At 63.8% G+C, this 24,440-nt stretch carries 21 protein-coding genes; 10 read left to right on the plus strand and 11 right to left on the minus strand.

Annotated features, from left to right (window positions below; genetic code table 11):
* The first annotated feature begins 1 nt into the window (after position 1).
* Complete coding sequence (locus HWY05_RS31155) at positions 2-766, plus strand: 4Fe-4S dicluster domain-containing protein (RefSeq protein WP_176060734.1); 765 nt, start codon at positions 2-4, stop codon at positions 764-766.
* A 20-nt stretch (positions 767-786) separates the two neighbouring features.
* A complete protein-coding gene (locus tag HWY05_RS31160) occupies positions 787-1,737 on the plus strand; it encodes a DmsC/YnfH family molybdoenzyme membrane anchor subunit (protein ID WP_035556699.1) in 951 nt (316 codons plus the stop codon).
* A 43-nt stretch (positions 1,738-1,780) separates the two neighbouring features.
* Here the strand turns inward: HWY05_RS31160 and HWY05_RS31165 are convergent, their stop codons facing one another.
* On the minus strand, positions 1,781-2,494 hold the full coding sequence (locus tag HWY05_RS31165) for a cupin domain-containing protein (protein ID WP_176060735.1): 714 nt from the start codon (positions 2,492-2,494) through the stop codon (positions 1,781-1,783).
* Between the two features lie 411 nt (positions 2,495-2,905).
* On the opposite strand from HWY05_RS31165, the gene HWY05_RS31170 reads away from it, so the two are divergent.
* Positions 2,906-4,753, plus strand: coding sequence for a M24 family metallopeptidase (locus HWY05_RS31170; protein ID WP_176060736.1), 1,848 nt, complete (start codon positions 2,906-2,908; stop codon positions 4,751-4,753).
* 9 nt (positions 4,754-4,762) lie between these two features.
* Here HWY05_RS31170 and HWY05_RS31175 read toward each other — a convergent pair whose 3' ends face one another.
* The 6 genes from HWY05_RS31175 to HWY05_RS31200 form a co-directional block, all read right to left on the minus strand.
* On the minus strand, positions 4,763-5,338 hold the full coding sequence (locus HWY05_RS31175) for a DUF308 domain-containing protein (RefSeq protein WP_176060737.1): 576 nt from the start codon (positions 5,336-5,338) through the stop codon (positions 4,763-4,765).
* A gap of 109 nt (positions 5,339-5,447) precedes the next feature.
* Positions 5,448-6,062: a DUF5666 domain-containing protein gene (locus HWY05_RS31180; protein WP_176060738.1), complete on the minus strand. Its 615-nt coding sequence runs from the start codon at positions 6,060-6,062 to the stop codon at positions 5,448-5,450.
* A 115-nt stretch (positions 6,063-6,177) separates the two neighbouring features.
* Positions 6,178-6,945, minus strand: a complete 768-nt coding sequence (locus HWY05_RS31185) for a molybdopterin-dependent oxidoreductase (protein ID WP_035556714.1) — start codon at positions 6,943-6,945, stop codon at positions 6,178-6,180.
* A 26-nt stretch (positions 6,946-6,971) separates the two neighbouring features.
* Positions 6,972-7,565: a cytochrome b/b6 domain-containing protein gene (locus HWY05_RS31190; RefSeq protein WP_176060739.1), complete on the minus strand. Its 594-nt coding sequence runs from the start codon at positions 7,563-7,565 to the stop codon at positions 6,972-6,974.
* Between the two features lie 369 nt (positions 7,566-7,934).
* Entirely contained in the window at positions 7,935-10,505 is a 2,571-nt protein-coding gene (locus tag HWY05_RS31195) for an adenosylcobalamin-dependent ribonucleoside-diphosphate reductase (protein WP_176060740.1), read from the minus strand.
* Positions 10,506-10,737: 232 nt separating this feature from the next.
* Positions 10,738-11,022 carry a DUF3331 domain-containing protein gene (locus tag HWY05_RS31200; RefSeq protein WP_176060786.1) on the minus strand — a complete coding sequence of 95 codons (285 nt, stop codon included), beginning with the start codon at positions 11,020-11,022 and terminating at the stop codon, positions 10,738-10,740.
* 378 nt (positions 11,023-11,400) lie between these two features.
* Here HWY05_RS31200 and HWY05_RS31205 point away from each other — a divergent pair, with 378 nt between their 5' ends.
* Entirely contained in the window at positions 11,401-12,507 is a 1,107-nt protein-coding gene (locus tag HWY05_RS31205) for an AI-2E family transporter (RefSeq protein WP_176060741.1), read from the plus strand.
* Between the two features lie 24 nt (positions 12,508-12,531).
* Here the strand turns inward: HWY05_RS31205 and HWY05_RS31210 are convergent, their stop codons facing one another.
* Positions 12,532-13,434, minus strand: a complete 903-nt coding sequence (locus HWY05_RS31210; RefSeq protein ID WP_176060742.1) for an alpha/beta hydrolase-fold protein — start codon at positions 13,432-13,434, stop codon at positions 12,532-12,534.
* Positions 13,435-13,577: 143 nt separating this feature from the next.
* Positions 13,578-14,687 carry an OpgC domain-containing protein gene (locus HWY05_RS31215; protein WP_176060743.1) on the minus strand — a complete coding sequence of 370 codons (1,110 nt, stop codon included), beginning with the start codon at positions 14,685-14,687 and terminating at the stop codon, positions 13,578-13,580.
* A 543-nt stretch (positions 14,688-15,230) separates the two neighbouring features.
* Between HWY05_RS31215 and HWY05_RS31220 the strand changes: the two genes are divergently transcribed.
* On the plus strand, positions 15,231-16,391 hold the full coding sequence (locus tag HWY05_RS31220; RefSeq protein ID WP_035556729.1) for a porin: 1,161 nt from the start codon (positions 15,231-15,233) through the stop codon (positions 16,389-16,391).
* Between the two features lie 30 nt (positions 16,392-16,421).
* On the opposite strand, the gene HWY05_RS31225 is transcribed toward HWY05_RS31220, so the two are convergent.
* Both HWY05_RS31225 and HWY05_RS31230 read right to left on the minus strand, forming a co-directional pair.
* Positions 16,422-16,751, minus strand: coding sequence for a hypothetical protein (locus HWY05_RS31225; protein ID WP_176060744.1), 330 nt, complete (start codon positions 16,749-16,751; stop codon positions 16,422-16,424).
* 177 nt (positions 16,752-16,928) lie between these two features.
* Entirely contained in the window at positions 16,929-17,516 is a 588-nt protein-coding gene (locus HWY05_RS31230; RefSeq protein WP_176060745.1) for an NUDIX domain-containing protein, read from the minus strand.
* Positions 17,517-17,671: 155 nt separating this feature from the next.
* On the opposite strand from HWY05_RS31230, the gene HWY05_RS31235 reads away from it, so the two are divergent.
* The 5 genes from HWY05_RS31235 (at position 17,672) to HWY05_RS31255 (ending at position 24,287) form a co-directional block, all read left to right on the plus strand.
* The gene (locus HWY05_RS31235) at positions 17,672-18,427 is read left to right on the plus strand and encodes a DeoR/GlpR family DNA-binding transcription regulator (protein WP_176060746.1); all 756 of its coding nucleotides are present in this window, start codon (positions 17,672-17,674) and stop codon (positions 18,425-18,427) included.
* 463 nt (positions 18,428-18,890) lie between these two features.
* Positions 18,891-21,719: a molybdopterin cofactor-binding domain-containing protein gene (locus HWY05_RS31240; RefSeq protein WP_035556742.1), complete on the plus strand. Its 2,829-nt coding sequence runs from the start codon at positions 18,891-18,893 to the stop codon at positions 21,717-21,719.
* Positions 21,716-22,453: a (2Fe-2S)-binding protein gene (locus HWY05_RS31245; protein WP_176060747.1), complete on the plus strand. Its 738-nt coding sequence runs from the start codon at positions 21,716-21,718 to the stop codon at positions 22,451-22,453. The genes HWY05_RS31240 and HWY05_RS31245 overlap by 4 nt, the downstream gene beginning before the upstream one ends.
* Complete coding sequence (locus HWY05_RS31250; protein WP_035556744.1) at positions 22,450-23,745, plus strand: cytochrome c; 1,296 nt, start codon at positions 22,450-22,452, stop codon at positions 23,743-23,745. Before HWY05_RS31245 ends, HWY05_RS31250 begins: the two co-directional genes overlap by 4 nt.
* Positions 23,746-23,861: 116 nt before the next feature.
* On the plus strand, positions 23,862-24,287 hold the full coding sequence (locus HWY05_RS31255) for a hypothetical protein (RefSeq protein ID WP_035556747.1): 426 nt from the start codon (positions 23,862-23,864) through the stop codon (positions 24,285-24,287).
* Positions 24,288-24,440 lie beyond the last annotated feature (153 nt).

Genomic DNA, 24,440 nt, shown 5'->3' on the forward strand with positions numbered 1-24,440 from the left:
GATGACACAGATGGCATTGGTGATCGACCTGAACGTCTGCGTGGGTTGCCACGCTTGCGTGACGAGTTGCAAGGAGTGGAACACGTCGGGCGAATCGGGCAGTCTCGCGGATCTGAATCCGTACGACTCGGACCCGTCCGGCACCTTCTTCAACCGGGTCCAGAGCTTCGAGGCGGGCAGTTTTCCGAACGCCGAGACGATCCATTTTCCGAAGTCGTGCCTGCACTGCGAGGACCCGCCCTGCGTGCCGGTCTGTCCGACCGGTGCGAGCTATAAGCGTAAGGAAGACGGGCTCGTGCTGGTGGACTTCGACCGCTGTATCGGCTGCAAGTACTGCGCGTGGGCGTGTCCGTACGGCGCGCGTGAACTCGACGAATCGCGCAAGGAGATGACCAAGTGCACGCTGTGCGTCGATCGGATTCACGACGAGAATCTCTCCGAACGCGATCGTCAGCCGGCTTGTGTGCTGGCTTGCCCGACCTCCGCACGGCTGTTCGGCGATATTCACGACCCGGAGTCGGTGGTGTCGAAAGCGATCGAGGAACGCGGCGGCTATCAGTTGATGCCCGAGTGGAACACGCGGCCCGCGAATCACTATTTGCCGCGCGTGCCGACCGAGACCGCCGGCTGCGGCAGCGGCGCGTGCTCGTGCAAATCGACGGGATCAGCGACGGACTCGACGGACGCCACGCAGGCGCCGGCTTCGCTCGACGCGCAACTCGAGCGCGGTGAATTGCATCTCGCGTCGATGGCGACGCGCATCTAAAAATCCAAGGGGACCTAGCGATGAATCCGGCTTTCTCTGTCGTCTTCCTCACCACCTTGAGCGGCGCGGCTCAAGGGCTGCTGATCGCACTCGTCGGCGTGGAGAGCGCCGCGCAACTGGGGCTGATCGCGTCGCCCGGCGCGGCGTTCTATATCACCGGCGCGGGCGTGTCGGTGATGCTGGGCGGGCTCGGGCTGATCGCGTCGTTTTTCCATCTGGGGCATCCGGAACGCGCATGGCGCGCGATCGCGATGTGGCGCACCTCGTGGCTGTCGCGTGAATGTTTGTGCCTGCCGGCGTTTCTCGCCTGCGTGTTTTTCTACGGCGTCGCGCATTGGCTGGGCTCGCCGTGGTCGCTCGCGATCGGTTGGCTCGGCGTGCTGGCGAGCGCCGCGCTGTTCGTCTGCACGGCGATGATTTACGCGTGTCTGCGCTTTCTGCAGGAGTGGGCCACGCCGCTCACGTTGGTCAATTTCGCGTTGCTCGGGTGCGCGTCCGGCTTCACGCTGGCTACCGCGTTGAGCGCGTGGTTCGTGCCGGCGCCGACCGGTGGGCTCGCGTTGTGTGCCTGCGTGCTGACGCTGGCCGGTTGTGCGAGCCGCTCGGCGTCGCTGGTGCGCAATGCGCGCTTGCGGCCAAAGTCGACGGTGCAGAGCGCTACGGGCATTCACAATCCGAAGCTGGTGCAGGTGTCGCGTGGCTTCACCGCCGGCGCGTTCAATCTGCGTGAGTTTTTTCACGGCAAATCGGCGGGCACGTTGCGCGGAATCAAATGGGGTTTTCTGGCGACGGCGTTCGTCGCGCCGGTCGTGTTGATCGCGTTGGGTGCGAGCTTGCGTTCGATCGGCGGGTCGCTGAGTCTGCTGGCCGCCGCGTGTCTGGTGCAGTACGCGGGGCTGGTCGCGGAACGCTGGTTTTTCTTCGCCGAAGCGAAGCATCCGCAGAATCTGTATTACGCGCGGGTGGGGTGAGCGGGGAGCCGCGCAGCTACGACACGCCAGCCAGGCGACGCGTTTACTTCCCGGCGCGCGCTGTTCGACGGCGCGGCGCAGCCACGGTCTTCGCGGCGGTAGTTTCGGCAGCAACTGGCGCGGCCGGCACCTTTGCCTTCTTGGCCGCCCGGACCGGTTTCGTACTCGCACTATTGGCCAGCGACACGAACACCGAATGGTCGTCGTCGAACAACTGAAGCGTGCCGACCGAAATCAGCTCCGCGACACCGTCGCCGAGGTTGGTCACGCGATGCTGCTGCTGCGCGTCGAAATGCAGCGAGTCGCCTGAGCCCAGCAGATATTCCTTCTTGCCGACCGCATAGCTCACCTGTCCCGAGAGCACAAAGACGAACTCGTCGCCGCCATGCGCGACCCATTCGGAGCGGTATCCCTCCAGCAACTGCACCTTGACGGCGTTCAGCAGGCTGCCATTGAAGGTGGTGGAGAGTCGTTCGTAGCGCTGCTGGGTGTCGTCGAGCGAATAGGATTCGCGGGCGCCCTGATGCGAATCCGGCTGCTCCTGACGCGGTTGATCGACCAGCACGCCGAGCGGCACGTTCAGCGCCTTGGCGACATTGACGAGCGACGAAATCGAAATCCCCGTCAGATTGCGCTCGACCTGCGACATGAAGCCGATCGACAGGTTCGCTGCCGACGCCACTTCCAGAAGCGTCATTCTGGCTTCCCGGCGCAAGCGGCGAATGCGCTGGCCGATGTGCATGATGTCGGAATCCATGAAGCTCCTTCAAAGCGGCGATATAGACAAAGCATGCGGAAAATGTCGCGGCGTCGCCGGCGTTTCACGTTCCGGGAAATCGCACGAAGCACAACCGTCCGGTCGACAATGCAGGCCGCATTGTAGCGCGCCGAATTCGCCGTTTCGTCCGACGATGCCAGCGGTGTGGCGGTTTCCAACCGCCTGCCAGGCGGGGCAGCAGCGCAATTTCACCTTAACCGCAATGCGTGACACTGCCTGAATTCCAGCATGGGCGCGCCTTTCCGCTTCCTTTCGCTTAATCCCAGGTTCGTTTGCGAATTTTAGTAGGAGTAAAATTTAAGCTTGACGCAATTTTTAGCTCAAGGTAATTTTGAAAAGCGGTCCCGGCCGTTGCGTGCGCCTGATCGATAAACAAAACATGGGCATCCGATGATAGATCGACTGAAATACAGCTTCTCCAGCCTCGCGCGCTATGACGCCGCCGTCGCCGATACGCACGCCGGGCTCTCGCGACTCATGCAGCAGCGCGGCCTCGATGCGCTGCTGGTCACGTCGCAGGACGAATTCGTCAGCGAGTATTTGCCGCGCTGTAACGACCCGCGTTACGCGCTGTCCGCGTTCGACGGTTCGACCGGCAACGGCGTGTTTCTGTCGGAAGCGGTCGCGCTCGAACTCGGTCTGCCGCAATTCCTGTTGTTCGTCGATGGCCGCTACCATCTGCAGGCCGATCTGCAATGCGATCCGCAACGGGTGCAGGTGCAGAAGCTGGCGTTGGGCGTGTCGATGTGGAAGGCCATCGCCGACTGGCTGATCGCGCATTCGGCACGCGTCAACGCCGTGGGCTACGACGCGTTGCGGATGAGCGTCGCGCAACGCGAAGGCATGCTCGAAGCGACCGCGCAGGCCAATCTCGTGTGGACCGGCCTGACCGGCCGCGAAGTGGACAGCGCGATCGATTTGCCCGGCTGGAAGGTGGATCGTCCGATCTTCGAGTTGCCGCAGTCGATGACCGGATCGAGCGTCGCGCAAAACATCGCGACGCTGAATCAGCGCGTTCACGCGCGTTTAGGTGGAGCGCAGCCAGCCACCTGCTTCCTGACCTGCGTGGCGGACGACATCAGCTTTCTGCTGAACAGCCGCGGCTATCACCTGCCTAATGCGTCGTCGCATCTGGGTTTTCTGTTCGTGATCGGCGAGCACGTCGTGCTGTTTCTGCCGGAAGGATGCGATCAGTGTCCGGTGGAATTGCGCACGTATCCGTCGCTGCGTGTGGTCCGTCGCGATCGGGGCGAACTGGCGCGCGTGTTGGGCGAGTTCGAGGTGCAGCAGGTGTGCTACAGCGCCGAGGCGGTCAACTGCGCGCTGCCCGACGCGGTGCGCCGTATCTGGCCGGCGGCCGCGCATACGGATTTCAGCCCGGTCGAATCGATGCGGGTCGGCAAGACGCCCGAAGTGCTGGACCAGTTCCGCGACGCGTTCGCGCGCAGTTCGGCGGCGATTGCCGAGACCATGCGGTGGACCAAGTCGGGCGATGGACAACGCCGCTCCGAATACGACCTCGCGCGCACGATCAACGACGCTTATGGCGCGCGTGGCGCCGTCGGGCTGTCGTTCACGTCGATCGCGGCGAACGGCGCGAACAGCGCGTCGGCGCATTACTCGGCGGCCAGCGCCGAGGTCGATCTGCAGGAAGGCGAGTTGGTGCTGCTGGATAGCGGCGCGTACTACGAAAGCGGCTTCGCGACCGATTGCACGCGCGTCGTATTGCGCAAAACCGATCCGCAGACCCGGGCGCGACCGTGGCAGAAAGAGATCTATACGGTCGCGTTGAAGGCGTGCATCAAAGGTCTGGTCACGCAGTTTCCCGCCGACACGACCGGCGCGGAAGTCGACGCCGCCGTGCGCGCGGTCTGTCAGCAGCATGGCTACGATTTCGGGCACGGCACCGGGCACGGCGTCGGCATTCACGTTCATGAAGGCGGCGTGCGCTTCGCGCCTGGGGCAACGTACGGTCTCGTGCCCGGCGCGGTGATTTCGGTCGAACCGGGCATCTATCTGGCGGGCAAGGGCGGCGTCCGGATCGAGAACATCGTGATCATTCATCCGAGCGCTACGCAAGCCGGCAAGATGGAATTCGAGAATATCGTTGCCGTGGGTTACGACTGGGATTTGATCGACCTCGATCTGCTCGACGAAAGCGAGCGGGATTATCTGCGTGACTATGAGCGGCTGTGTGCCGAGCGCGGCACGAGTGTGACGGCGTGTCCGTTGCTGTAGGCCAGTCTTTCAGGCGGCCTTGCGTCGCATTTGGCCGACGGACAGCCACAGCGCGGACACCAGAAAATAGATCGCGCCCACCGCCGCGTACGCCGCCACTCTGGAGATAACCGGCGGCGTGGCCGTGTGAGCTTGCACGATAAAGAACGTGCCTGCGATCGCCGATTGCGCGCCGCTCAAAATCATGGCCCACTGCGCGCCGAATTGTTTCCAGCGGCGTGCTGCCGTGCCGAGTTGAAGCAGTCCGGCAAGTATCGCCCACGCGCCAAACACGCCCAGCACCCAGCTCGTGTCGACGCTCAAGGCAACGACCACCGCGGTCGTCGTCAGGATACTGATGACGACATTGATTGCCTGAGTACGGCTTTCGGCCATTCCGCCCGTGCGCGACATGTCGATGTAATTAGCAAGCGCATCCCATGCCGGATAGACGACCAGCAGCGCGGCGACGGCCTCCGGGGAATGCTGTCCGAGGGAGAAAGCAAGCGCGACCCAGGCAACGGAAAACGCTGCCCGAATGAAGTAATACTGCGTGAGCCACCGTTCTTCGCGAGCACGTGTGGGATCGGTGCGGCGATCGTTCATTGCAACTCCTTCTGGATTGTCGACGACCGGAGTCGTCGATAGATTCTGGGCGCCTGGTCGGCCGACAACGCCAGGCGGTTGCCCGTGCAGCGTGCGTCGGCCGCATGACTTACATCGGGGGCGCGACGCCTTCCTTTTCGACGACGACGAAGTTACCGTCGTAAGCGCCGTCTTTCCCATGAATCGCCACCACGAAGACCTGTTTGCCTGCCTTCAGATCGTCGCGCGTTGCGGGAATGAGCGTGACGACCGGCGCGTTGGCCGGCACGTTGATGACGTTGGTGCCGCCCTTGTACGACAGTTTCAGATCGCGGCCGCTCGTGCCTTGCACCACGGTGTCGACGTTGGCGTTTGTCATCGACGTGTTGGCGCCGAGGTCCCAGGCATAGTGTCCCTCTCCCGTACCGCGCGCGGCTTCGGGGAACACCAGCACCTCTTTGGCGACCAGCTTGCCGTCCGGTCCGGGCGTTGCCGCAGCGCCGACGTAAGAGCCGGGTTTGATGTCCGAAAGCTGGACGGCCTTCACGGCGTTCAGGTGCGTCGAGTCCTTCATCTGGATCGTGACGGTGTCGCCGCTGCGGCGGTGTACCTGCAGCGTGTTGCCCGAGAACGACTCGATCGCGCCTCGGATCCGTTCGGGCTTGTCGGTGGACGATTGAGCGAAGGCCGTTCCGGCGAGCGTCAGCGCCAGGGTGGAAATAGCGAGTTTGAGGCGAATCGACATGAATGCTCCGTGTGTGCAGTAGTGGTGTGAAACTTGAGGTTGAAGCTGGACGTTGAGGCTTGACGTTGAATCTTGATGTTGAAGCTTGGCGTGAGTGAAAACTTGCGGCGCCGGCTCAGGAACCTCCGAACCAGTTGTACCCCTGGTTTTCCCAATATCCGCCGGGAAACTCGTTGGTGATCGTGATCGCCACGATGTGTTTCGGGTTCTTGTAGCCGAGCTTGGTCGGCATCCGAAGCTTCATCGGGAAGCCGTACCGCGCGGGCAGAATGTTGCCGTCGTAGGTCAACGTGAGCTGGGTCTGCGGATGCAGTGCCGTGGGCATGTCGATGCTGGTCCAGTAGTCGTCGGCGCAATGCAAGGCGACATACTTCGCCGTCGTATCCGCTTCGACCAGCGCGAGGAAATCGGAAAATCGCACGCCGCCCCATTTCCCTATGGCGCTCCAGCCTTCAATGCAGATGTGCCGGGTGACCTGGCTTTGTTGCGGCAACGCGCGCAGTTCGGCGAGCGTCCAGCGAGCTTTGCCTTTGACCCGTCCTTTCAACTCGAGACGATAGGCCTGAGGATCGACGACCGGCACCTGATCGATGTCGTAGTACGCATTGAATGGAAACGGCCGGGTGATCATCGACTCGGGGTAAGTCGGCGCGAGCTCGCGCGGGTCGAACAGGCGTGCCTGGGCGTCGTCGTTGAAGGCGGAGACTCTGCGCAGCATCGTCTCGACCGATTTGTCGGTCTTCAGGTCGCAACCCGACAGCAGCATCAAACCGCCGAGCGTGAGGATTCTTTTACCCAGCAAGCGTCGTGCGGAGGATTGAAGTTCACCTCGTGCATCCTTGACGATGGAAGCCGCGTCGGGTCGATATGCCGGAGCGGGCATAGCGCCGCGTTTTGGGGAGTTCATCTTTAGCGGCCTCGAATGATCGTCAGCAAGGAACGTGGAACTAGGGCGACCATGGTTACGTGCACGATCAGAAATCCAACGAGTCCGCTCATGGCGACAAAATGGACGACGCGCGCGTTATCGAAGCCCCCCATCAGCGTGCGCAGAAGCGGGAATTGCACGGGTTTCCATACCGTCAGACCCGACAGAACGACAAGTGCGATGTCGGCAAGCACGGCAAGGTAAGCCAACTTCTGGACGGCGTTGTACTGGGTCGGATCAGCGTGCGCCAGCTTGCCTCGCATGGCGGCAAGCAGATCCGAGCCGACGGCGCGAAGCGTGACCGGAAACAGCTTCGTGCGCAGGCGTCCCGTGGCGATGCTCAGCCCCAGATACGCAACAAAGTTAATGACGAGGATCCACATGATCGCGAAGTGCCAGAGCAGCGCCCCTCCTAGCCAATTGCCCAGCGTGATGGCGGCGGGAAACCTGAGGCTCGGGAAAATAGGCGACGCGTTGTAGATCTGCCAGCCGCTCATGCACATCGCAATCACGGAGGCGGCATTGAGCCAGTGAAAAATGCGGACGTAAGCGGGATGGGCAAGCGTGCTGTTCATGGGAGCATTGGGCATCGGGTTGTCGGCGTGACGGCGTGTTGGCGTGTTGGCGCAGGAAGGAGGCCGTCTCGGGCGACTCGATCGATGGGCTTCGGTTCGGTGTGAGAATCGCATCCGGCGCAGGTTGACGCCATCGGTCGAATGACCGACCCCGGGGTAGGGAGGTGGTGAGGTGGGTTTCGGTTTGTTGCGCCCGGTGCGTCACTGGCGTGCCGCAGGGCTTCGGCGAGCGGCTTGCGCTGACTGGGATCAGCGCTGCCGGTCGTTTTATCTGATAACTACCGCGCAACAACAGCGCGATGCGTCACGCAGCGTTGCGCGGCCGCTGCCGTCAACTTCGAATGGCGCGCGCGGCCGCATGGCCCGCTTTCACCCGCACGCGCCGACCTCGCCGCAGGCCGTGCAAAAGTCGCAGCCGTCCTTGCGAATCACCGCATTCGCGCCGCACGACCCGCATTTGCGTCCGAGCATGGTCTGCAGTCCGAGCACGCCGCCGGCCTGCGCCGACGTGGCGGCATCATCGCCATCGTCGGGATTCGGCCGGATGCCGAAGTCCGCCGACAGCGCCGTCTCCGCCTTCATCTGCCCGCGCGGCAAACGCGCCAGCCTACGCGACGGCACCTGATTGCCCTCGGCGTCGAGAAAGCCGCGCCGATGCAGAATCTGCTGGATCGCGAACGCGAGCGCGGCCACTTCTGAATCGTGCCAGCGCGGCGTGCGATGACCGTCGAGCCGCTGCACGTCGCCGAGCCGCACTTGCCCGCGATCCCACGACACCTTGCGCATATCCTGCAGATTGCGCGCGACGAACCCGCCGCGCGCGGCGAGCGACAGCGAGCGCATGGTCGCCGTGATCCATTGCTGCGATTCGTCGCGCTGGCCGGTCGGAATAAAGAACTCGATAGGACGCTCGATGCTGACCTCTTCGCCGCCCAGCCGCCCCGTGACTTCGATAAACGACACCGCCACATACAGCGATTTCTTGCCGGCCTGGGTCAGATATTCGACCTTCTCGATGATCGCCGGCAGTTCGCCTTTGGGCCGATGATCGATCGCGATTCGCAGCGGATCCTGATCGTTGTCGGCCAGCGAGTCTTCCGCTTGCGCCGGCGGCGGGCTCACGCTGAGCACCGCGCCGAGCGTTTCGTTCGGGCGATACGTGGCGAGGCCTTTTAGGCCGTTTTTCCAGGCGTCGAAATAGAGGCTTTCGAACGCGTCGAACGGATAATCGGCGGGCACGTTGACGGTCTTCGAGATCGAGGTGTCCACATACGGTTGCACGGCCGCCATCATGTCGAGATGGTCGCGCGCCGACATCTCGAGCGCGCTGACGAAGTAATCCGGCAGCTTGCCGACATCGCCGCCCAGCTCGCGATACAGCCGGTACGCGTAGTCTTCCACGTCGAACGATTCACGGCCGCCGTCGGCCATCACCTTCATGCGCGTGTAGGTCCACGAGAAGGCCGGCTCGATGCCGTTCGACGCGTTGTCCGCGAACGCGAGGCTCACCGTGCCGGTCGGCGCGATGGACAGCAGATGGCTGTTGCGGATGCCGTCGCGGCGAATCGCCGCCTTGAGGTCGTCGGGCAGGCGCGACGCGAAAGTGCCCGCTTCCAGATAGCGGCCGGCGTCGAACAGCGGAAACGCGCCGCGCTCGCGCGCCAGCTCCACCGACGCGCGATACGCTTCGTCGCGCATCAGTCGCGCGATCCGCACCGCGAAGTCGCGGCCGGCCTGCGAGTTGTAGCGCAGGCCGAGCATCACGAGCGTGTCGCCGAGACCGGTGAAGCCGACGCCGATGCGCCGCTTCGCGTGCGACTCGTCGTATTGCTGCGGCAGCGGCCACAGCGTGACGTCGAGCACGTCGTCGAGAAAGCGCACCTGCGTGCGGGTGCGCTGGGCGAGGCCGTCCCAGTCGAACGACGGCGCGCCGCCTTGCATCTGCGCGAACGGCTCGATCACGAAGCGCGTCAGGTTGAGCGGCCCGAGGTTGCAGCAGCCGTACGCGGGCAACGGTTGTTCGCCGCACGGATTGGTCGCGCGGATGGTTTCGACCGCGCGCAGGTTGTTGTCCTCGTTCATCCGCGAAATGAACACGATGCCGGGTTCCGCGACGTCGTACGTGGAGCGCATGATGCGCTCCCAGATCGCGCGCGCCGGGCGTTCGCTGTAGACCCACAGGCCGTCGTCGCGCTGCCGCATGTCGTTGGCCGCGCGTAGCGCCGGCGACGGTTCGCCGCGATGCACGAGCTGCCAGGGTTGATCGGCTTCGACCGCGCGCATGAAGGCGTCGGTGACGCCGACCGACACGTTGAAGTTGTTCCAGCGGCCTTTCGAATGCTTGGCCTCGATGAATTCGAGCAGGTCGGGGTGGTCGCAGTCGAGCACGGCCATCTGCGCGCCGCGCCGTGAACCGGCGCTTTCGACGGTGCGACAGGACGCGTCGAACACATCCATATAACTGCACGGCCCGGACGCCGATGAACTGGTGCTGTGAACCCGCGCGCCCTTGGGGCGGATCGCCGAGAAGTTATAGCCGACGCCGCCGCCGCGGCGCATGGTTTCGGCCGCCTGCAGCAACGCGACGTAGATGCCGGGCAGGCCCTGTTCGTCGACGCCCTGAATCGCGTCGCCGACCGGCTGCACGAAGCAGTTGATCAGCGTGGCGGCAATGCCGGTGCCGGCCGCGCTCATGATGCGGCCCGCGCCAAGTGCGCCGTGCCGCAGATTGTCGACAAAGCGCGCTTCTACGGATTCACGTAGCGCTTCCGGCTCGGCCTGGGCGACGCCGTGGGCGACGCGTTGGAATACGTCGTCGGCCGATTGCTCGTCGCCTTTCGCGTATTTTTCAAGCAGGACGTCGACGGAGAACTGTTGCGGTGCGACGAGCGGGGCCGGGGCGGCCGATGCGGTGCGGGTGTCCGGCGTGTCTTCTGCCATGGTATGCCCTCGGACGGCGCCGCAAGACACGCGGCGCGGTGGGTGGAAATGCGAGGGTCACGATAGCCGGACAGCGAAGCCGGCGCGGTGACGTGGCGCAATCTCCTGCACCTTAGCTCAGCGCGCGAGGGGCCGCAATCGGAAGGGTTTTTGCATGGCGGGATGACACGTGGCGCTTGAGGGGCGCGCTATGCAACGGGTCTTGTGGTGGGGCGACCGGAAACGGAAAACTTCAGGCTTCGGCGAATTCACCTAGCAGTTCGGCGCAAATCATCGCCGATGCATTCGCGGGCGCCGGCCGCTCGGCCGGTTTGAACACTGCGTCGCCGCGGCGGATCTTGCGGCGCGATACCGCGCAGGTGCCGGACGTGTGCGCCGACCGGCGGCGCCAGCGCTGCTCGCCATAATGACATTTCCCCGGTTCGACCCAACGGATCACCAGCGTCGTATCGGAGCGTTCGAGAATTTCGATGCGCACGCCATTGGTACCGTCAAGGGGGATGGACTCAAAGGTCATCATCATCGGCTCCGTATTGTGGTGTGCCGAATGTAGTCCTGCGCGGGCTAGATAGCCATTGTGTCCGAGTTGAAACACTGTTCTCGAAATAGCAACAATGAAACTTGACATTCACATCTGCCCGTCACGGCGGGGTTTTACGGGCCCGATGACAGCAATTTGGAGATAAGGCGGATTTTTGCAACGCAGTGTTGTTCGTAGCGCGACGAGAGTCCCGCCCGTTAAGGCCGACGGCGCTTCCTTTAAGATGTCGTTATCGATGAGCGACCGTGGCATGCCAGTGTAGCGGTTCTGGTTTTTTCCGGTCGGCTCGCGCGCACCTGGGGAAAATCGCCTTGGGTCGCGCATCCACGCTTTGATAAAACCACCAGAGATCACATGAATTCACGCCCGCCCGTCACGCCACCCGAATCGCCACCCGTCACACCACCCGAATCGCCGACCTCGCCCGAGCGTCTGAAAAAGCAGCGGACCGCGTCGCTCCTGCTGTACATCGGATTGGTGCTGCTGGCGTTGTGGGTCGTGCGCGATTTCATCGCGGTAGCGGCCTGGGCGAGCGTGCTGGCCATCGCGTTGTGGCCGCTGCTGCGCAAGATCGAGGGACACCGCTGGTTCAGCGGCCGCACGACCTTGATCGCCGCGGTGTTGACGCTCGCGATCGCGTTGCTGGTGGTGCTGCCAGTCGGCGTCGGGATCGCGCAGGCGTTGCGCGAGGCGCACGACATAACCGACTGGTTCAAGACCGTGCAGGAAAACGGCATTGCGTTGCCGGATTTCGTTCAGCATCTGCCGTTCGGCGTGCAACAGATTTCCGCGTGGTGGCAAGCCAACCTCGCGCAGCCGCTACGCGATTCGGCGGCGATGAAGGGCTTGCACAGCACCACCGTGATGACGCTCGGCCGCCATTTCGGGGCGCGCGCGGTGCATGCGCTGATGGTGTTCGCGTTCATGCTCGTCACGCTGTTCGTGATTTTTCAGGCGGGGCCGCGCTTGTCGGGGTCGCTCTCCACCGGCATGCGGCGCGGTTTCGGCGAGGCCGGCGCGCAGCTTCTGCAACGCATGGCCACGGCCGTGCGCGGCACGGTGTCGGGACTGGTGGTGGTCGGACTCGGCGAAGGCGCGTTGCTGGGTGTGGCTTATGCGGTGACCGGCTTGCCGCATGTCGCGTTGCTCGCGGTGATCACCGCGATCGCCGCGATGCTGCCGTTCTGCGCGCCGCTGACGTTCGGCCTCGCGGCGTTGTGGCTGCTGTCGCAAGGGTCGGTGGCGTCGGCCATCGGGCTCGCGGTGTTCGGCTCGGTGGTGGTGTTCGTCGCCGAGCATTTCGTGCGGCCGGTGCTGATCGGCAACTCGACGCGCCTGCCGTTCCTGCTCGTGCTGTTCGGCATTCTTGGCGGCGCGGAAACCTTCGGTCTGCTGGGCATTTTTATCGGCCCGGCGTTGATGACCGTCCTGATGGTGTTGTGGACCGACCTTGTGCAATAGTTGCACGCGAATTTCAGGTCGGTTTCAAGGGCGGCCGGTCGAGGGGTGATCCAGCGGTTGTGGTGGCGTTGGCGTTTGTGTCGGCGTTTGCGTCTTCACGCAGCCCAGCGTGTACTTCAGCGCGGCCGGCAGCAGCGCGCTCCAGACATCCCACGTGTGGGCGCCGTCGATGATACGCAGCGCCGCTGGATTGCCCGCCAGCCGCAGATGCGTGTACAGCGACGACGCATCGGCCTGGATCGCGAGATCGTCGTCACCGGCGGCAATGAACATCGGCAGACGATACGGCCGGCTCATATAGCGGTCCCACTGCGCCGGATAGTTGAGCTCATGCCAGATGCGCGGATCGAATTCGCGCTCGCCGAATACCCCCACACGCCGCGCCGCCGACGCGCGCGGCGGTTCGTTCGGGTAGATCGCGGGGCTCAGCAGCATCGCGCCGCAAAAGCGTTCCGGCTGCGTCAGCGCGTAACGCAGCGCGCCGAAGCCACCCATCGACACACCGCCGATCATGCGGCCGCCGCGCTGTGTCGACACCGCGTAGCGCGATTCGATCTCGGGCAGCAGATCGTCGAAGAACGCCGTCTCCATCTTCTCCTTGCGATCGACGTACCAGTCGGTGCCGCCTTGCGGCATCACGATCGCGACCGGCGGCATGTCCTTGTGGTCGATCAGCGCGTCGGCGGTACTTTGCAGATGGCCTTGGGTGAGCCAGTCGTTGGCGTCGCCGTTATTGCCGTGCAGGAGATAGAGCACCGGAATGCGGGCGGCGTCGTGACGATAGCCGGTCGGCAGATAGATGGTGTACGACCAGTCGCGGCCGAGCGCGTCGGCATGGAAGCTGCGGCTGATCACGGTGCTGGCGCAAGCCGCGCCGTGAGCGACGACGCACAGCGCAACGAGTGCGGAGTGTAGGAATGGACGCATGTGAGAGTAGGAGGCCGCCGCGCGGGTCGCGGGCGGCGTCATGCTAACAGGATCGGCGGTGGAGATTGAAGCGATACGAACTCAGCGCGGACAACGGACGAGACCGCGAACGCCTGCATCCCGGCGCGCTGCCCGCCCGCCACTCAAGGCGAGGTGCGAAGCCGCGCGCCGACCAGCCGCGAAGCGAGCCGCTTGAACGGCTTTTCCCCGAGCGCGACGGCCAGCAGCGCACCGACCGCGACGGCATCGGCGAGCAGGCCGAGCGGGTAGTTGAGATAACCGTCGGTGGCCGCATACAGCACCGAATCGACCACCAGCGAAATCACCGCGCCGGCGATAAAGCACAGCAGCCCCTTGCGGCCGATCACGCCGACCCACGGCAGCCATTGCGCGAGTTTCCTGGCCCAGCCGAGCTGAATCAGATTCGCGACGAGCCATGCAATCGCCAGAAAATTAACCGCGCGCAGATAGGAGAGGTTCTGCTTGAGACCGCCGTCGAGCGGTTCGAGCTCGATAAACAGTTTGTAGTAAGCCGCGGCCGCCACCACGGCGAACGCCAGCACGCTGACCAGCCAGCCGAGCCGGTGCGCGCTGATGCGCTGATATACCGGCTGGCAGCGGGCCAGCACGCCGAGCACGAACAGCAACTGCCAGGCGAACGGGTTGAAGTCCCAATGCATGTCCGGCGCGGCGGGCAAATACGCGGTGATCGCCGGGGCGCCGGCCCACAGCGCGACGCTGCCGGCCAGCAGCCACCACGGCTTGCTGCGCGCGAGCGGCAGGATCATCGGCACCAGCGCCGCGAAGAACGCGTACATCGGCAGCACGGAGGCGAGATACGGCTGGCGGCGGAACAGCAGGATGTCGCGCAACGCGGCGACGGGGGCGTCCATCAGATCGTCCAGGTCGGTGGTGGCGAGATTCGGGCCGTCGATGCTGAACGCCGTCAGCACCGCGCTGACCAGCAGCATCAGCGCGGCGGTGATCAGGAACGCCCGGTAGATTTCCAGCGAACGCCGCAGGAAGCGGCCGCGCGCGATCGTCTCATTGCGCCGTTCGGCCAGCGCCGCGTAGGCCGTGGCGGTGGCGAAGCCGCCCAGGAACACGAAGACTTCGGCGGCATCGCATAACGCGTAAGCGTGCAGCGTGACGCGCGACAGAATGCTGCCGCCGATATGGTCGACGACGATGATCAGCAGAACCAGTCCGCGGAAAAAGTCGAGCTCGATCAGACGGGATTGCGATGCTTGCATGGTGTGACGCCAAAAGCAGCCTCATGGGACGGCGCGCTGGCTCAGCGCGGCAAACGTCTCACGTGACTTTGGAAATAGGGGCGAGCTGCGGCGGATGCACGATCTACGCGCTCGGCGTCGCCGTTTTCAACCGCGCGGCCTGGGGCAGGCTCGATTGCAGAGGGCAGTAAAAATGACCCATGTGACGACGCTGAGTTCCGCTGCAGCGCCGCGAAAGCTTTCGATTATATTTCTTTCCGTGACAAGGACCCGGCGAGCCGGGCAGCGCGCCGGGCGCGAAACGCAGCTCAAAACCGGGCTGGACTTCAGTCAGGGCGGCGCGCTGCCGTTTACCTGAATGAGCGCCGCGATAAAAGGGGCGCTTGCACGAAGTGGACATTTCGCAACAATTTGAGATATCGACGTGACACCCGATGGACGTCCAGCTAACGGCGTGTGAGGATTTCCTGAAGGCGCACAGGGGCCGGTGAAAGCCCTGACAAAGCGTCAAGAACAAAGCGGCTGGATCGAGTTGTCCGATTACTCGAGTGCAGGGAGATCATCATGAACAAGCAAGTGTTCGCGCTGGCTGTCTCCGCCGCTTTGTCCGCCGCTTTTGCCCAGTCTGCCTCGGCGCAGACCAGCGTGACGCTGTACGGCGTACTCGATGAGGGCATCAACTACACCAATAACGTCGGCCGTGGCCATGTCTATGAACTGGCGAGCGGCGACGCGCAAGGCAGCCGCTGGGGCCTGAAGGGCGCCGAGGAACTGGGCGGCGGTCTGAAAGCGATCTTCCAGCTCGAAAACGGCTTCGACGTCAGCTCGGGACGCTTCAATCAGGGCGGCCGGATGTTCGGCCGCCAGGCCTTCGTGGGCATCAGTTCGGATACCTTCGGCAGCTTGACGTTCGGGCGCCAGTACGATTCGGTGGTCGACTATCTGGCGCAGACCACGGCCAACGGCAATTGGGCCGGCGAACTGTTCTCGCACCCGTACGACAACGACAACACCGACAACTCGTTTCGCCTCGACAACTCGGTCAAGTTCACCAGCCCGTCGATCTCCGGCTTCCAGTTCGGCGGCGTCTACAGCTTCAGCAACGACACCAACTTCGCCAATAACCGCGCTTACAGTTTCGGCGGGCAATATACGTATGGCGGCCTGCTGGTCGCCGCTGCTTATCTGCAGGCCGACAATCCCGGCAATGGCGCGAACGGCGCGATTACCGCGAACGACGCCAGTTTCATCGCCGGGCGCATGCGCGTGTTCGGCGGCGGCATCACGTACTCGTTCGGTCCGGCGACGGCCGGCTTCGTTTATACCAACTCGAATTATCTGGATCCGACCGGCAACGGTTATCTCGGCATCACACCGCTCGTGCCGCCGGGCATTTTGCTCAACTCGCTGAAGTATCAGAACTTCGAGGTGAACGGCAAATATCAGGTGTCGCCGATGCTGTTCGTCGGCGCGCAATATGTCTACACGATGGAAAGCTACGACGCGTCCAACGGCGGCGTGAAGCCGCGGATTCACTCGTTCGGTCTGATGGCGGATTACAACTTGTCCAAACGCACCGACGTCTACATTCAGGGCGAATATCAGCAGGTGACCGGCGACTCGACCTACACGATTCTGGACGATGCCTTCACGCCCGGCACCCAGTCGCCTTCATCGACGTCGAAGCAGGTCGTGGTGCGGGCGGCGATACGGCATAAGTTCTAGGCGAGCGCGCATGGCGCTTGCGTGAGCGGCTCAGTTCATCACGTAGTGCTGAATCAGAATCCCGACCACCACGCCGGCCGGAATGCCGAAGCTTCGGCCACGCAGCGTCGCGCTTAAATCCTCGTCAAGGACAAAGCGGCAGCGACGCTCGCGCCACACGGTTTTATAAGCCAACGGTTTCGCGCCGACGATCACGACGGCGATCAGCACCGTGACGACAACTTGCCCGAATGCGTGCAACTGGGCCGTGAACGGCGAGAACTCGCCGGCATTGCAAAGCAGCACCATGACACCGGCAGCGATCAACGCGCCGAAGAAAAAACCGCTGATAAACCGGTTTGCCGATTGAAGAGAATCCACTGCAACCTCAACGCGTTCGTCAGCGGGATAAACGTGACGAACGAAAAAATAGACGGACGGGAAGGGTGTTCGATTGAATCGACCCGTCAGAATATTTTCTTTGGCGGCCGCTACCTAGCGTCCGTTTCCCAACGCCTCGCGCGATAAGTCGGAAACGGCCGCCGCGTAAATGGCCGCCTACGCGCCCAGCAGATTCAGTTTCGCGTACTGCAGCAGCATGATCGTCTTGCCGTCGACGATTTCGCCGCGCTCGATCATCGCGAGCGCTTCGTCCACCGGCAATTCCAGCACCTCGATATCTTCGCCTTCATCCGCGATGCCGCCGCCTGCGCCGACCTTCGCCAACGCGTCGTATTCGGCGACGAAAAAGTGCAGCTTCTCCGTGACCGAGCCCGGGCTCATGAACGCCTCGAACACCTTGCGCACGTCATGCACGCGGTAACCGGTTTCCTCTTCCACCTCCGCGCGAATCCGTTCTTCCGGCGAGGCGGCTTCCAGCAGACCGGCCGGCGCCTCGATCAACATGCCGTGATGACCGTTGACGAACGCCGGCAGGCGGAATTGCCGCGTCAGCACCACCGTACGGCGGCGCGGATCGTACAGCAGCAGGGTGGCGCCGTTGCCGCGGTCGTAGGTTTCGCGGCTTTGGCGCTGCCAGCTACCGTCGGCGCGTTGATAGTCGAAGGTGGTTTTTTTCAGCACGTACCAGTCGTCCGAGAGCACTTCGACGTCGACGATACGGACCCGTCCGGCGGTTTCGTTCATGTTCGCTTCCTGTTTTTCTGATTGCCATGTTTGCATGGGCAAGGACAAAGCGGTCGGCGCCGCCGGCGAATCATGGTATCGTGCAGTTTCGTGCAAAAACAAGTGATTTCGTGCAATTGCGTTGAAATGCCCCTGACCCTGTCGAGACCCTCACCGTGCTGACTTCGCAAAGAAAACAACTGATCCTCGAAGCGCTGAAGCGCAACGGGCAGGTGATCGCCAAGACGCTGAGCGTCGAATTCGAGGTGTCGGAAGACACGATCCGCCGCGATCTGCGCGAGCTCGCCGCCGAAGGCCAGCTTCAGCGCGTGCATGGCGGCGCGTTGCCGGCGTCGCCGGCGGCGGTAGACTTTGCCGGGCGCGAGCGGATCGAGTCGGCGTCGAAAGCGGCGATCGGCCGCGCTGCCGCCGGCATGATCGCGCCTGGCCAGATCGTGTTCGTCGACGGCGGCACGACGGCCGTGCAGCTGGCGCGTCATCTGCCGCGCGACTTGCAGGCCACGATCGTCACGCATAGCCCGAGCATCGCGGTCGAACTTGCCGAGCACACGCAACTCGAGGTCGTGATGATCGGCGGCCGTCTGTTCCGGCATTCGATGGTCAATCTCGGCGCGGCCGCCATCGAAACGCTCAGCCATATTCGCGCCGATCTGTTTTTCATGGGCGCGACCGGCGTGCATCCGCAAGCGGGTCTGAGCACCGGCGATCGCGAAGAGGCCTACGTGAAGCGCGCGTTCGCCGAGCATGCGGCGGAGACCGTGGTGTTGGCGTCGGCGGAGAAGCTGCATGCGGCGTCGGCGTACAAGATCGCGGACGTGACGGCGGCCAGCGCGATCGTGGTTGAACGCGGCACGGCCGAGGCGCTGACTGCGCCGTTCGAGGCGCTCGGCATCACGATCGTGCGAGCGTAATTCGTCGCGACGGTGGCCACGCGGAGGCCTTCCGGGCATCACGCTCAAGCCGCTATTAAGCCCACTGCATAACGGTTCCAGCGGGCTTCCAACGCGCTTCCAGATCAACCCATGCTGAATCCGTTATTTTCGAGATAGCGGACAAAATTTGACGCACCCTGCGGCGAATCAGCGCGATAATCGCGGCCTTTGCCCTTCGCCGGGCAGACAAAAAGGCAACTCACGGTAGTTCAAAGGTCAATCAGATCGAATGCGGCGCAACCGGAACACGGGTCGTCGCAGATCGCCGGTACGCGCGGGCGCGCATGAGCGCCTGTGGTTCGAACAGCTCCTTCGTGGTTCCATTGCCGTTCCGCACGCAAGCGCGTGCGTGTCAGCGCGCGCATCGTCGCGCGCGCGGCGGCGGGGGAAGCGTGTGGGTTCCGCCGACGGGTTGCCGCCGTGTTCACTTAAGGAGAAGTCCATGGGGAAACTCGACCTTTCGCGTCGTAGTTTTCTGAAGGCCAGCGTCGTGGCGGGTGTGTCGGTGTATCTCGCGCCGATGGGCAGCCGCGCATTCGCTGCGTTGTTCGAAGAGAAAATTCTGACGCCGATGCAGTGGGACGCGGCGAACGGTCAGGCGAAATTCCGTATCGACGGGATCGCCAAGGTGACCGGGTCGAAAGTGTTCGCACGCGACATTCGCGCCACCGACATGCCGCATTGGCCGCAGCAGCAGTCGCACGCGTTCATTCTGCGCACTACGCAAGCTGACCGCAGCTACGAAGGTTTCGACCTGTCGCTGCTCGGCGCCGATCTGCAACCCGACCGGGTGGTGACGGCGGCGGATCTGACGCGCGACGGCCTGATCTTCCCGGCCTTCTACGGCGACGACATGTTGCTGCCGCCGGGCAAGACGCCCGCGTATCTCGGCCAGGCGGTCGCGATCCTGATCTATCACGACTTCGCGCGCTTCCGCTTCGCGAAGAACACGCTGAAGTTCCAGGATCAGATCATCCGCTACGGCGCGCAGACGGGGCCGCTGGAACGCGATCCGTGGGGCACGTTCCGCTTCGTGCGGGTCGGCGGCAAGACGCCGTACGACGACGATGTTTTCTCCAGCCTGAAAGACGCGCCGGTGTTTCCGAGCATGATGCGCAAGCACAAGCCGGTGTGGCCCGACGGCGTCGAGCACGGCAAGCTGGACGAGCAGGGCATGTTCCACGCCGCGCAGATCCAGCAGAACCTCGATCATCCGTCGGCGGACTGGCTGGTGATGGAGCGCGAGTACAACACGCAGTCGATCGATACGGCCGCGCTCGAGCCCGACAACGCGAACTGCTGGTACGACGCCGCGACGCAATCGCTGCACATGGTGGTGCCGACCCAGGCGCCGTCCGAAGTCGTGGACAGCGCGGCCGGCATGGTCGCGAAGTGCGCGTTCCCGGTGAAGAACCTGTTCATTCACCCGTGCTACACGGTCGGTTACGGCTCGAAGGATCACTTCAACGTGCCGTTCTATGGCCTCGTCTGCGCGATGTATGCGGACGGCCGCCCGGTGCGTCTCGCCAACGACCGCTACGAGCAGTTCCAGACCTCGCTGAAACGCCACGCGTTCAAGATGAACTACCGCATCGCCGTCGATAAAAAGACCGGTCTGCTGCAATCGTTCAAGGCGGAGATGGAAGCGGACGGCGGCGGGCGCTGCAACTTTTCGCCTTCCGTGGCAATGGTGGGCGCGACCGCCGCGCAGTCGATCTATTACTTCCCGAGCAACGATCTGTCGGCGGTGGCGATTGCGTCGCGCGCGATCGACGCCGGTTCCGCGCGCGGCTACGGCACGCTGCAGAGCATGGCCGCGACCGAAATGATGGTCGACGAAATCGCCGCGCAACTGAAGCTCGATCCGATCGATTTCCGCCTGAAGAACGCGTTGCGCTCCGGCATGAAAAACACGCAAGGCGCGGTGCCGGCCGGCGCGATTCGCGTCGACGACGTGTTGAACAAGGCCAAGGTGCATCCGCTGTGGGTGAATCGCGCGAAGCGCAAGGCCGAGTTCGAAGCGGCGCATCCGGGCAAGCGCTACGGCGTGGGTTTCGCGTGCGTGCAGAAGGACTTCGGCACCGGCGCGGAGACCTCGTTCGCGAAGGTCGAATTCAGCGCCGACGGCAAGATCAGTTTGCAGCACACGGCCGCTGAAATCGGCACCGGCGTGTCGACCTCGCAGGCCGTCGCGGTCGCCAAGTGGCTCGGCAAGCCGGCCACCGACGTGCACGTCGCGATCACCGACTGGCCGGATCTGCCGGTCGTCACGAGCGGCGATCCGTACATGATGTCGCAGGCCGATCAGGACAAGCTCGCGGCGAATCCGCGCTGGTCGCCGGGTTATGCGTCGCCGTCCAGCGCGACGAACTCCGCGTTCTATTTCACGCACAGCACGCGCGAAGCGGCGCGGGTCGTGTTCGCGCACGGCCTGTGGCCGGCGGCGATGGCGATCTGGAGTCAGGGCACGGGCGGCGGTCAGGCCGCGCCGCTGGTGGTGCGGATCGAAGACGCGCGCTGGGTCGACGGCAAGCTGTCGGCAGCGGGGCTCGAGGCGCTGCCGTTCGAACAGCTCGCGAAGAAAGCGCACGAACTCGGGCTCGTGACCGGCGCGACTGTGCACGTGTTCAATCGCTGGCAATGGACCGAAGCGGACTTCGAGATCGACGGCGCGGTCGTGCGCTTGCCGCTCGACGGCCTCGCGCTGCGCTACGGCGACAACGCGCCGGACGAACGCAAGAAACTGCAGACCACGGCGAATCGTTATCGCGTGCTGGATCGTCAGCGCGTGTTCATTCCGCCGGTTCAGCGCAACAACGCAACCGTGACGTACTACAGCGCGGTCGGCACGCTGGTCGAACTGTCGGTGCATGAAGCGAGCGGCAAGGTCGAGTTGCTCGCGCATCATTCGATCATGGAGTGCGGCAATCAGATCTCGCCGCAACTCGTGTCGGGCCAGTTGCAAGGCGGTCTGGCAATGGGCATCGGCCACGCGCTGCACGAGTATCTGCCGCTGTACGAAGACGGTCCGGGCAACGGCACGTGGAACTTCAACCGCTACCACTTGCCGCGCGCGACGGACGTCGCCGTCTGGACCCAGACCGGCGAAGTGCTGCCGCCGCTCACCGAGACCGATCCGCCGAAGGGCATTGCCGAAGTGGTGATGATTCCGGTGGTCGGCGCGATCGTGAATGGGATCGCGCATGCGATCGGGCATCGGTTTACCGATCTGCCGGTTACCCCGCAACGTATTCAGGAGGTGCTCGCATGACGGCCCCCAAGCAAGATTTGACGAACGCCGCGAGCCAGACGGGTGGTGTGGCGGTGGCTTCCGGTGTGGTGGGCGGGACGGCGAGTGCCGCGGCTGCTCCGGCGGCTGCTTCGGTTTCGGCTGCTGCATCCGCCGGCGTTGCCGCCAGCGCGCCGGCCGCCGGTGTGGTCGAGCGTCCGTTGACGCATTTCCGCACGCTGCCGTTGTCGATCAAGGTCAACGGCGAGATCGTCGGTCCGACCGACGTGCCCGCCGGTCTGATGATGATCGACTACCTGCACGAGTATCTGCACCTGACCGGCTCGCGTCTCGGCTGCGGTCAGGGCATCTGCCACGCGTGCGTGGTGATCGTCGACAAACCGGACGGCACCAGCGAAGAAGTGCGCACCTGCATCACCGGCGCGAATTTCTTCCACGGCAAAACCATTCGCACGATCGAAGGCCACGCGAAGCGCAACGACGCGGGCGAAGTGATCGGCATGTCGCCGATCCAGCAGAAGTTTCTCGAGCACTTCAGCTTTCAGTGCGGCTACTGCACGCCGGGTTTCGTCAACGCGGCCACGGTGTTGATCGAACGTCTGCAGCGTCAGCCGGTTGCCAAAGACAAGGTCGAAGCAACGATCACCGAAGCGCTGAACGACCACATCTGCCGTTGCACGGGCTACGTGCGTTATTACGAAGCCGTCAAGGAAGTCGTGCTGACGACGCCGGGTCTCGTCAAGGAAGCCGCATGATGCGCCGCCCGATCACTCTGCGCCGCGCGCTGCTTTTGCTTGGCGCGACGCTCGCGTTGAGCGCGTGCGGCAAGCACGACGATTCCGCCGCAATGACCGCCGCCGCCGCGTTGGGGCCGCAGTCCACCGCCGCCGATCCGCTCGCGCGCGGCCGCTATCTCGTGAAAGCCGCCGATTGCGCCGCCTGCCACACCACCTCGGACGGCGCGCCGTTCGCCGGCGGCGTGAAACTGGCTTCGCCGTTCGGCACTTTCTACGGCACCAACATCACGCCGGACAAAGCGCACGGCATCGGCAACTGGAGCGCCGACGATCTGTACAAGGCGCTGCACGACGGCGTCACGCCGACCAAACAGTTGTATCCGGCGATGCCGTACACGTCGTACCGTCAGTTGTCGCGCGCGGATAGCGATGCGATCTACGCGTATCTGATGGCGCAGAAACCGGCCGCCGTGCCGAACCACGAACCCGAACTGTCGTTCCCGTTCAACCTGCGTTTTGGCGTGCGCTTCTGGGACTGGGTGTTCCTGAAGGACGCGTTGCCGGATGCGTCGAACCAGGCGTCAGCCAAGGGCGCTGCCGCCACCGGTTCGGCGGACTGGTATCGCGGGCGTTATCTGGCGAGCGCGCTCGGCCATTGCGCCGAATGCCACACGCCGCGCGGCAAGTTCGGCCAACTCGACGGCGCGAAGCCGCTGGCGGGTGCGGCGCTCGGCCGGATCGCGGCACCCGACATCACGCCGCACGGTCTGGCAGCGCGTGGCTGGACCGCCGCCGATCTGCAGACGTTTTTCGCCACCGGCATCGCGCCGCAAGGCTCGGCGTTCGGCGAGATGTTTCCGGTCGTGCATCTGAGCAGCCAGTACATGACGCACGACGATCTGCGCGCCATGTCCACTTACCTGCTCGGCGATCAGCCGCCCGCGCCGCAGCCGTTGCAACCGTTGCAGTCAGGTTCGGCCGATGCCGCGCAGCTCGAAGCCGGGCGCAACGTGTATCTCGCCGTGTGTGCCGGTTGTCACGGCATCAACGGTGAAGGCAAGCCGCACGTCGCGGTGCCGATGCACGCCAACTCGACCCTGCGTCAGAGCGATGCGCACAACCTGATCGTGGCGATGCTCGACGGTCTCGGCGCGCAGGATTTCCCGGGTCTCGAACGGATGCAGGAGATGCCGGGTTTCGCCACGCAACTCAGCGACGAAGAACTCGCGCAGCTCGCGAACTATCTGCGTGCGACGTGGGGCGGCCAACCGGCCGACGTCACCGCGGACTCGGTGAAAGCGTTGCGATGAAGTAATGACGCGGTGAACTCGACCGCGCCGACCTGCTCAAACCGTATCGCGCCGCCGGCTGGCGGCGCGCCTTACGGTTCGCCATCGATCAGTCTGGTTTCTTCCACGGAGACTTCATGAGCAATGTGAGCAATCGCGCGACAGAGATTCTTCCGCACCACAGCTACGTTCATTCACTCGGCGCGCCGCTCGCCTGTGTGCAAGGCACGATCAGCAAGGTATTCCCCAGCCCGGACAATCACCACGGCGCGAATCATCAGCAATTCGTGATCAAGATCGACACGGTGCTGAAGTTCGAAGGCGGCTCGGAGAATCTGGTGGGCACCGAAGTTTTCGTCGCCGTGCGTTTCGGCGACGACGAAGGTCTGGCGCACGAGATCCCCGGCTTGCAGGCCGGTCAGCCGATTGAAGCGCAAGGGGAATATATTCCCGATTCCAGCGCCTATCCCACCGCCGACAACAACAACCCCGTGCTGCCGGTACTGCATTTCACGCATCATCCGGTCGGCTACGTACGCTACGACGGGCAGTACTACAGCTAACCCGGTTTCCCTCGAAGCGGACGGACATCGCGCCGTTCGCCTGCCGGCACGTTCATCTTTTCCCCATTCGCCGTTCCTTTTACGCCGTGAAAACGATTCAAGTTTTCGCGGCGCTTTGCCGTTAAAGCAAAAGTTACCGACCGATTGCCGAGG

Source organism: Paraburkholderia sp. BCC1876 (assembly GCF_902833695.1).
Taxonomy (GTDB): domain Bacteria; phylum Pseudomonadota; class Gammaproteobacteria; order Burkholderiales; family Burkholderiaceae; genus Paraburkholderia.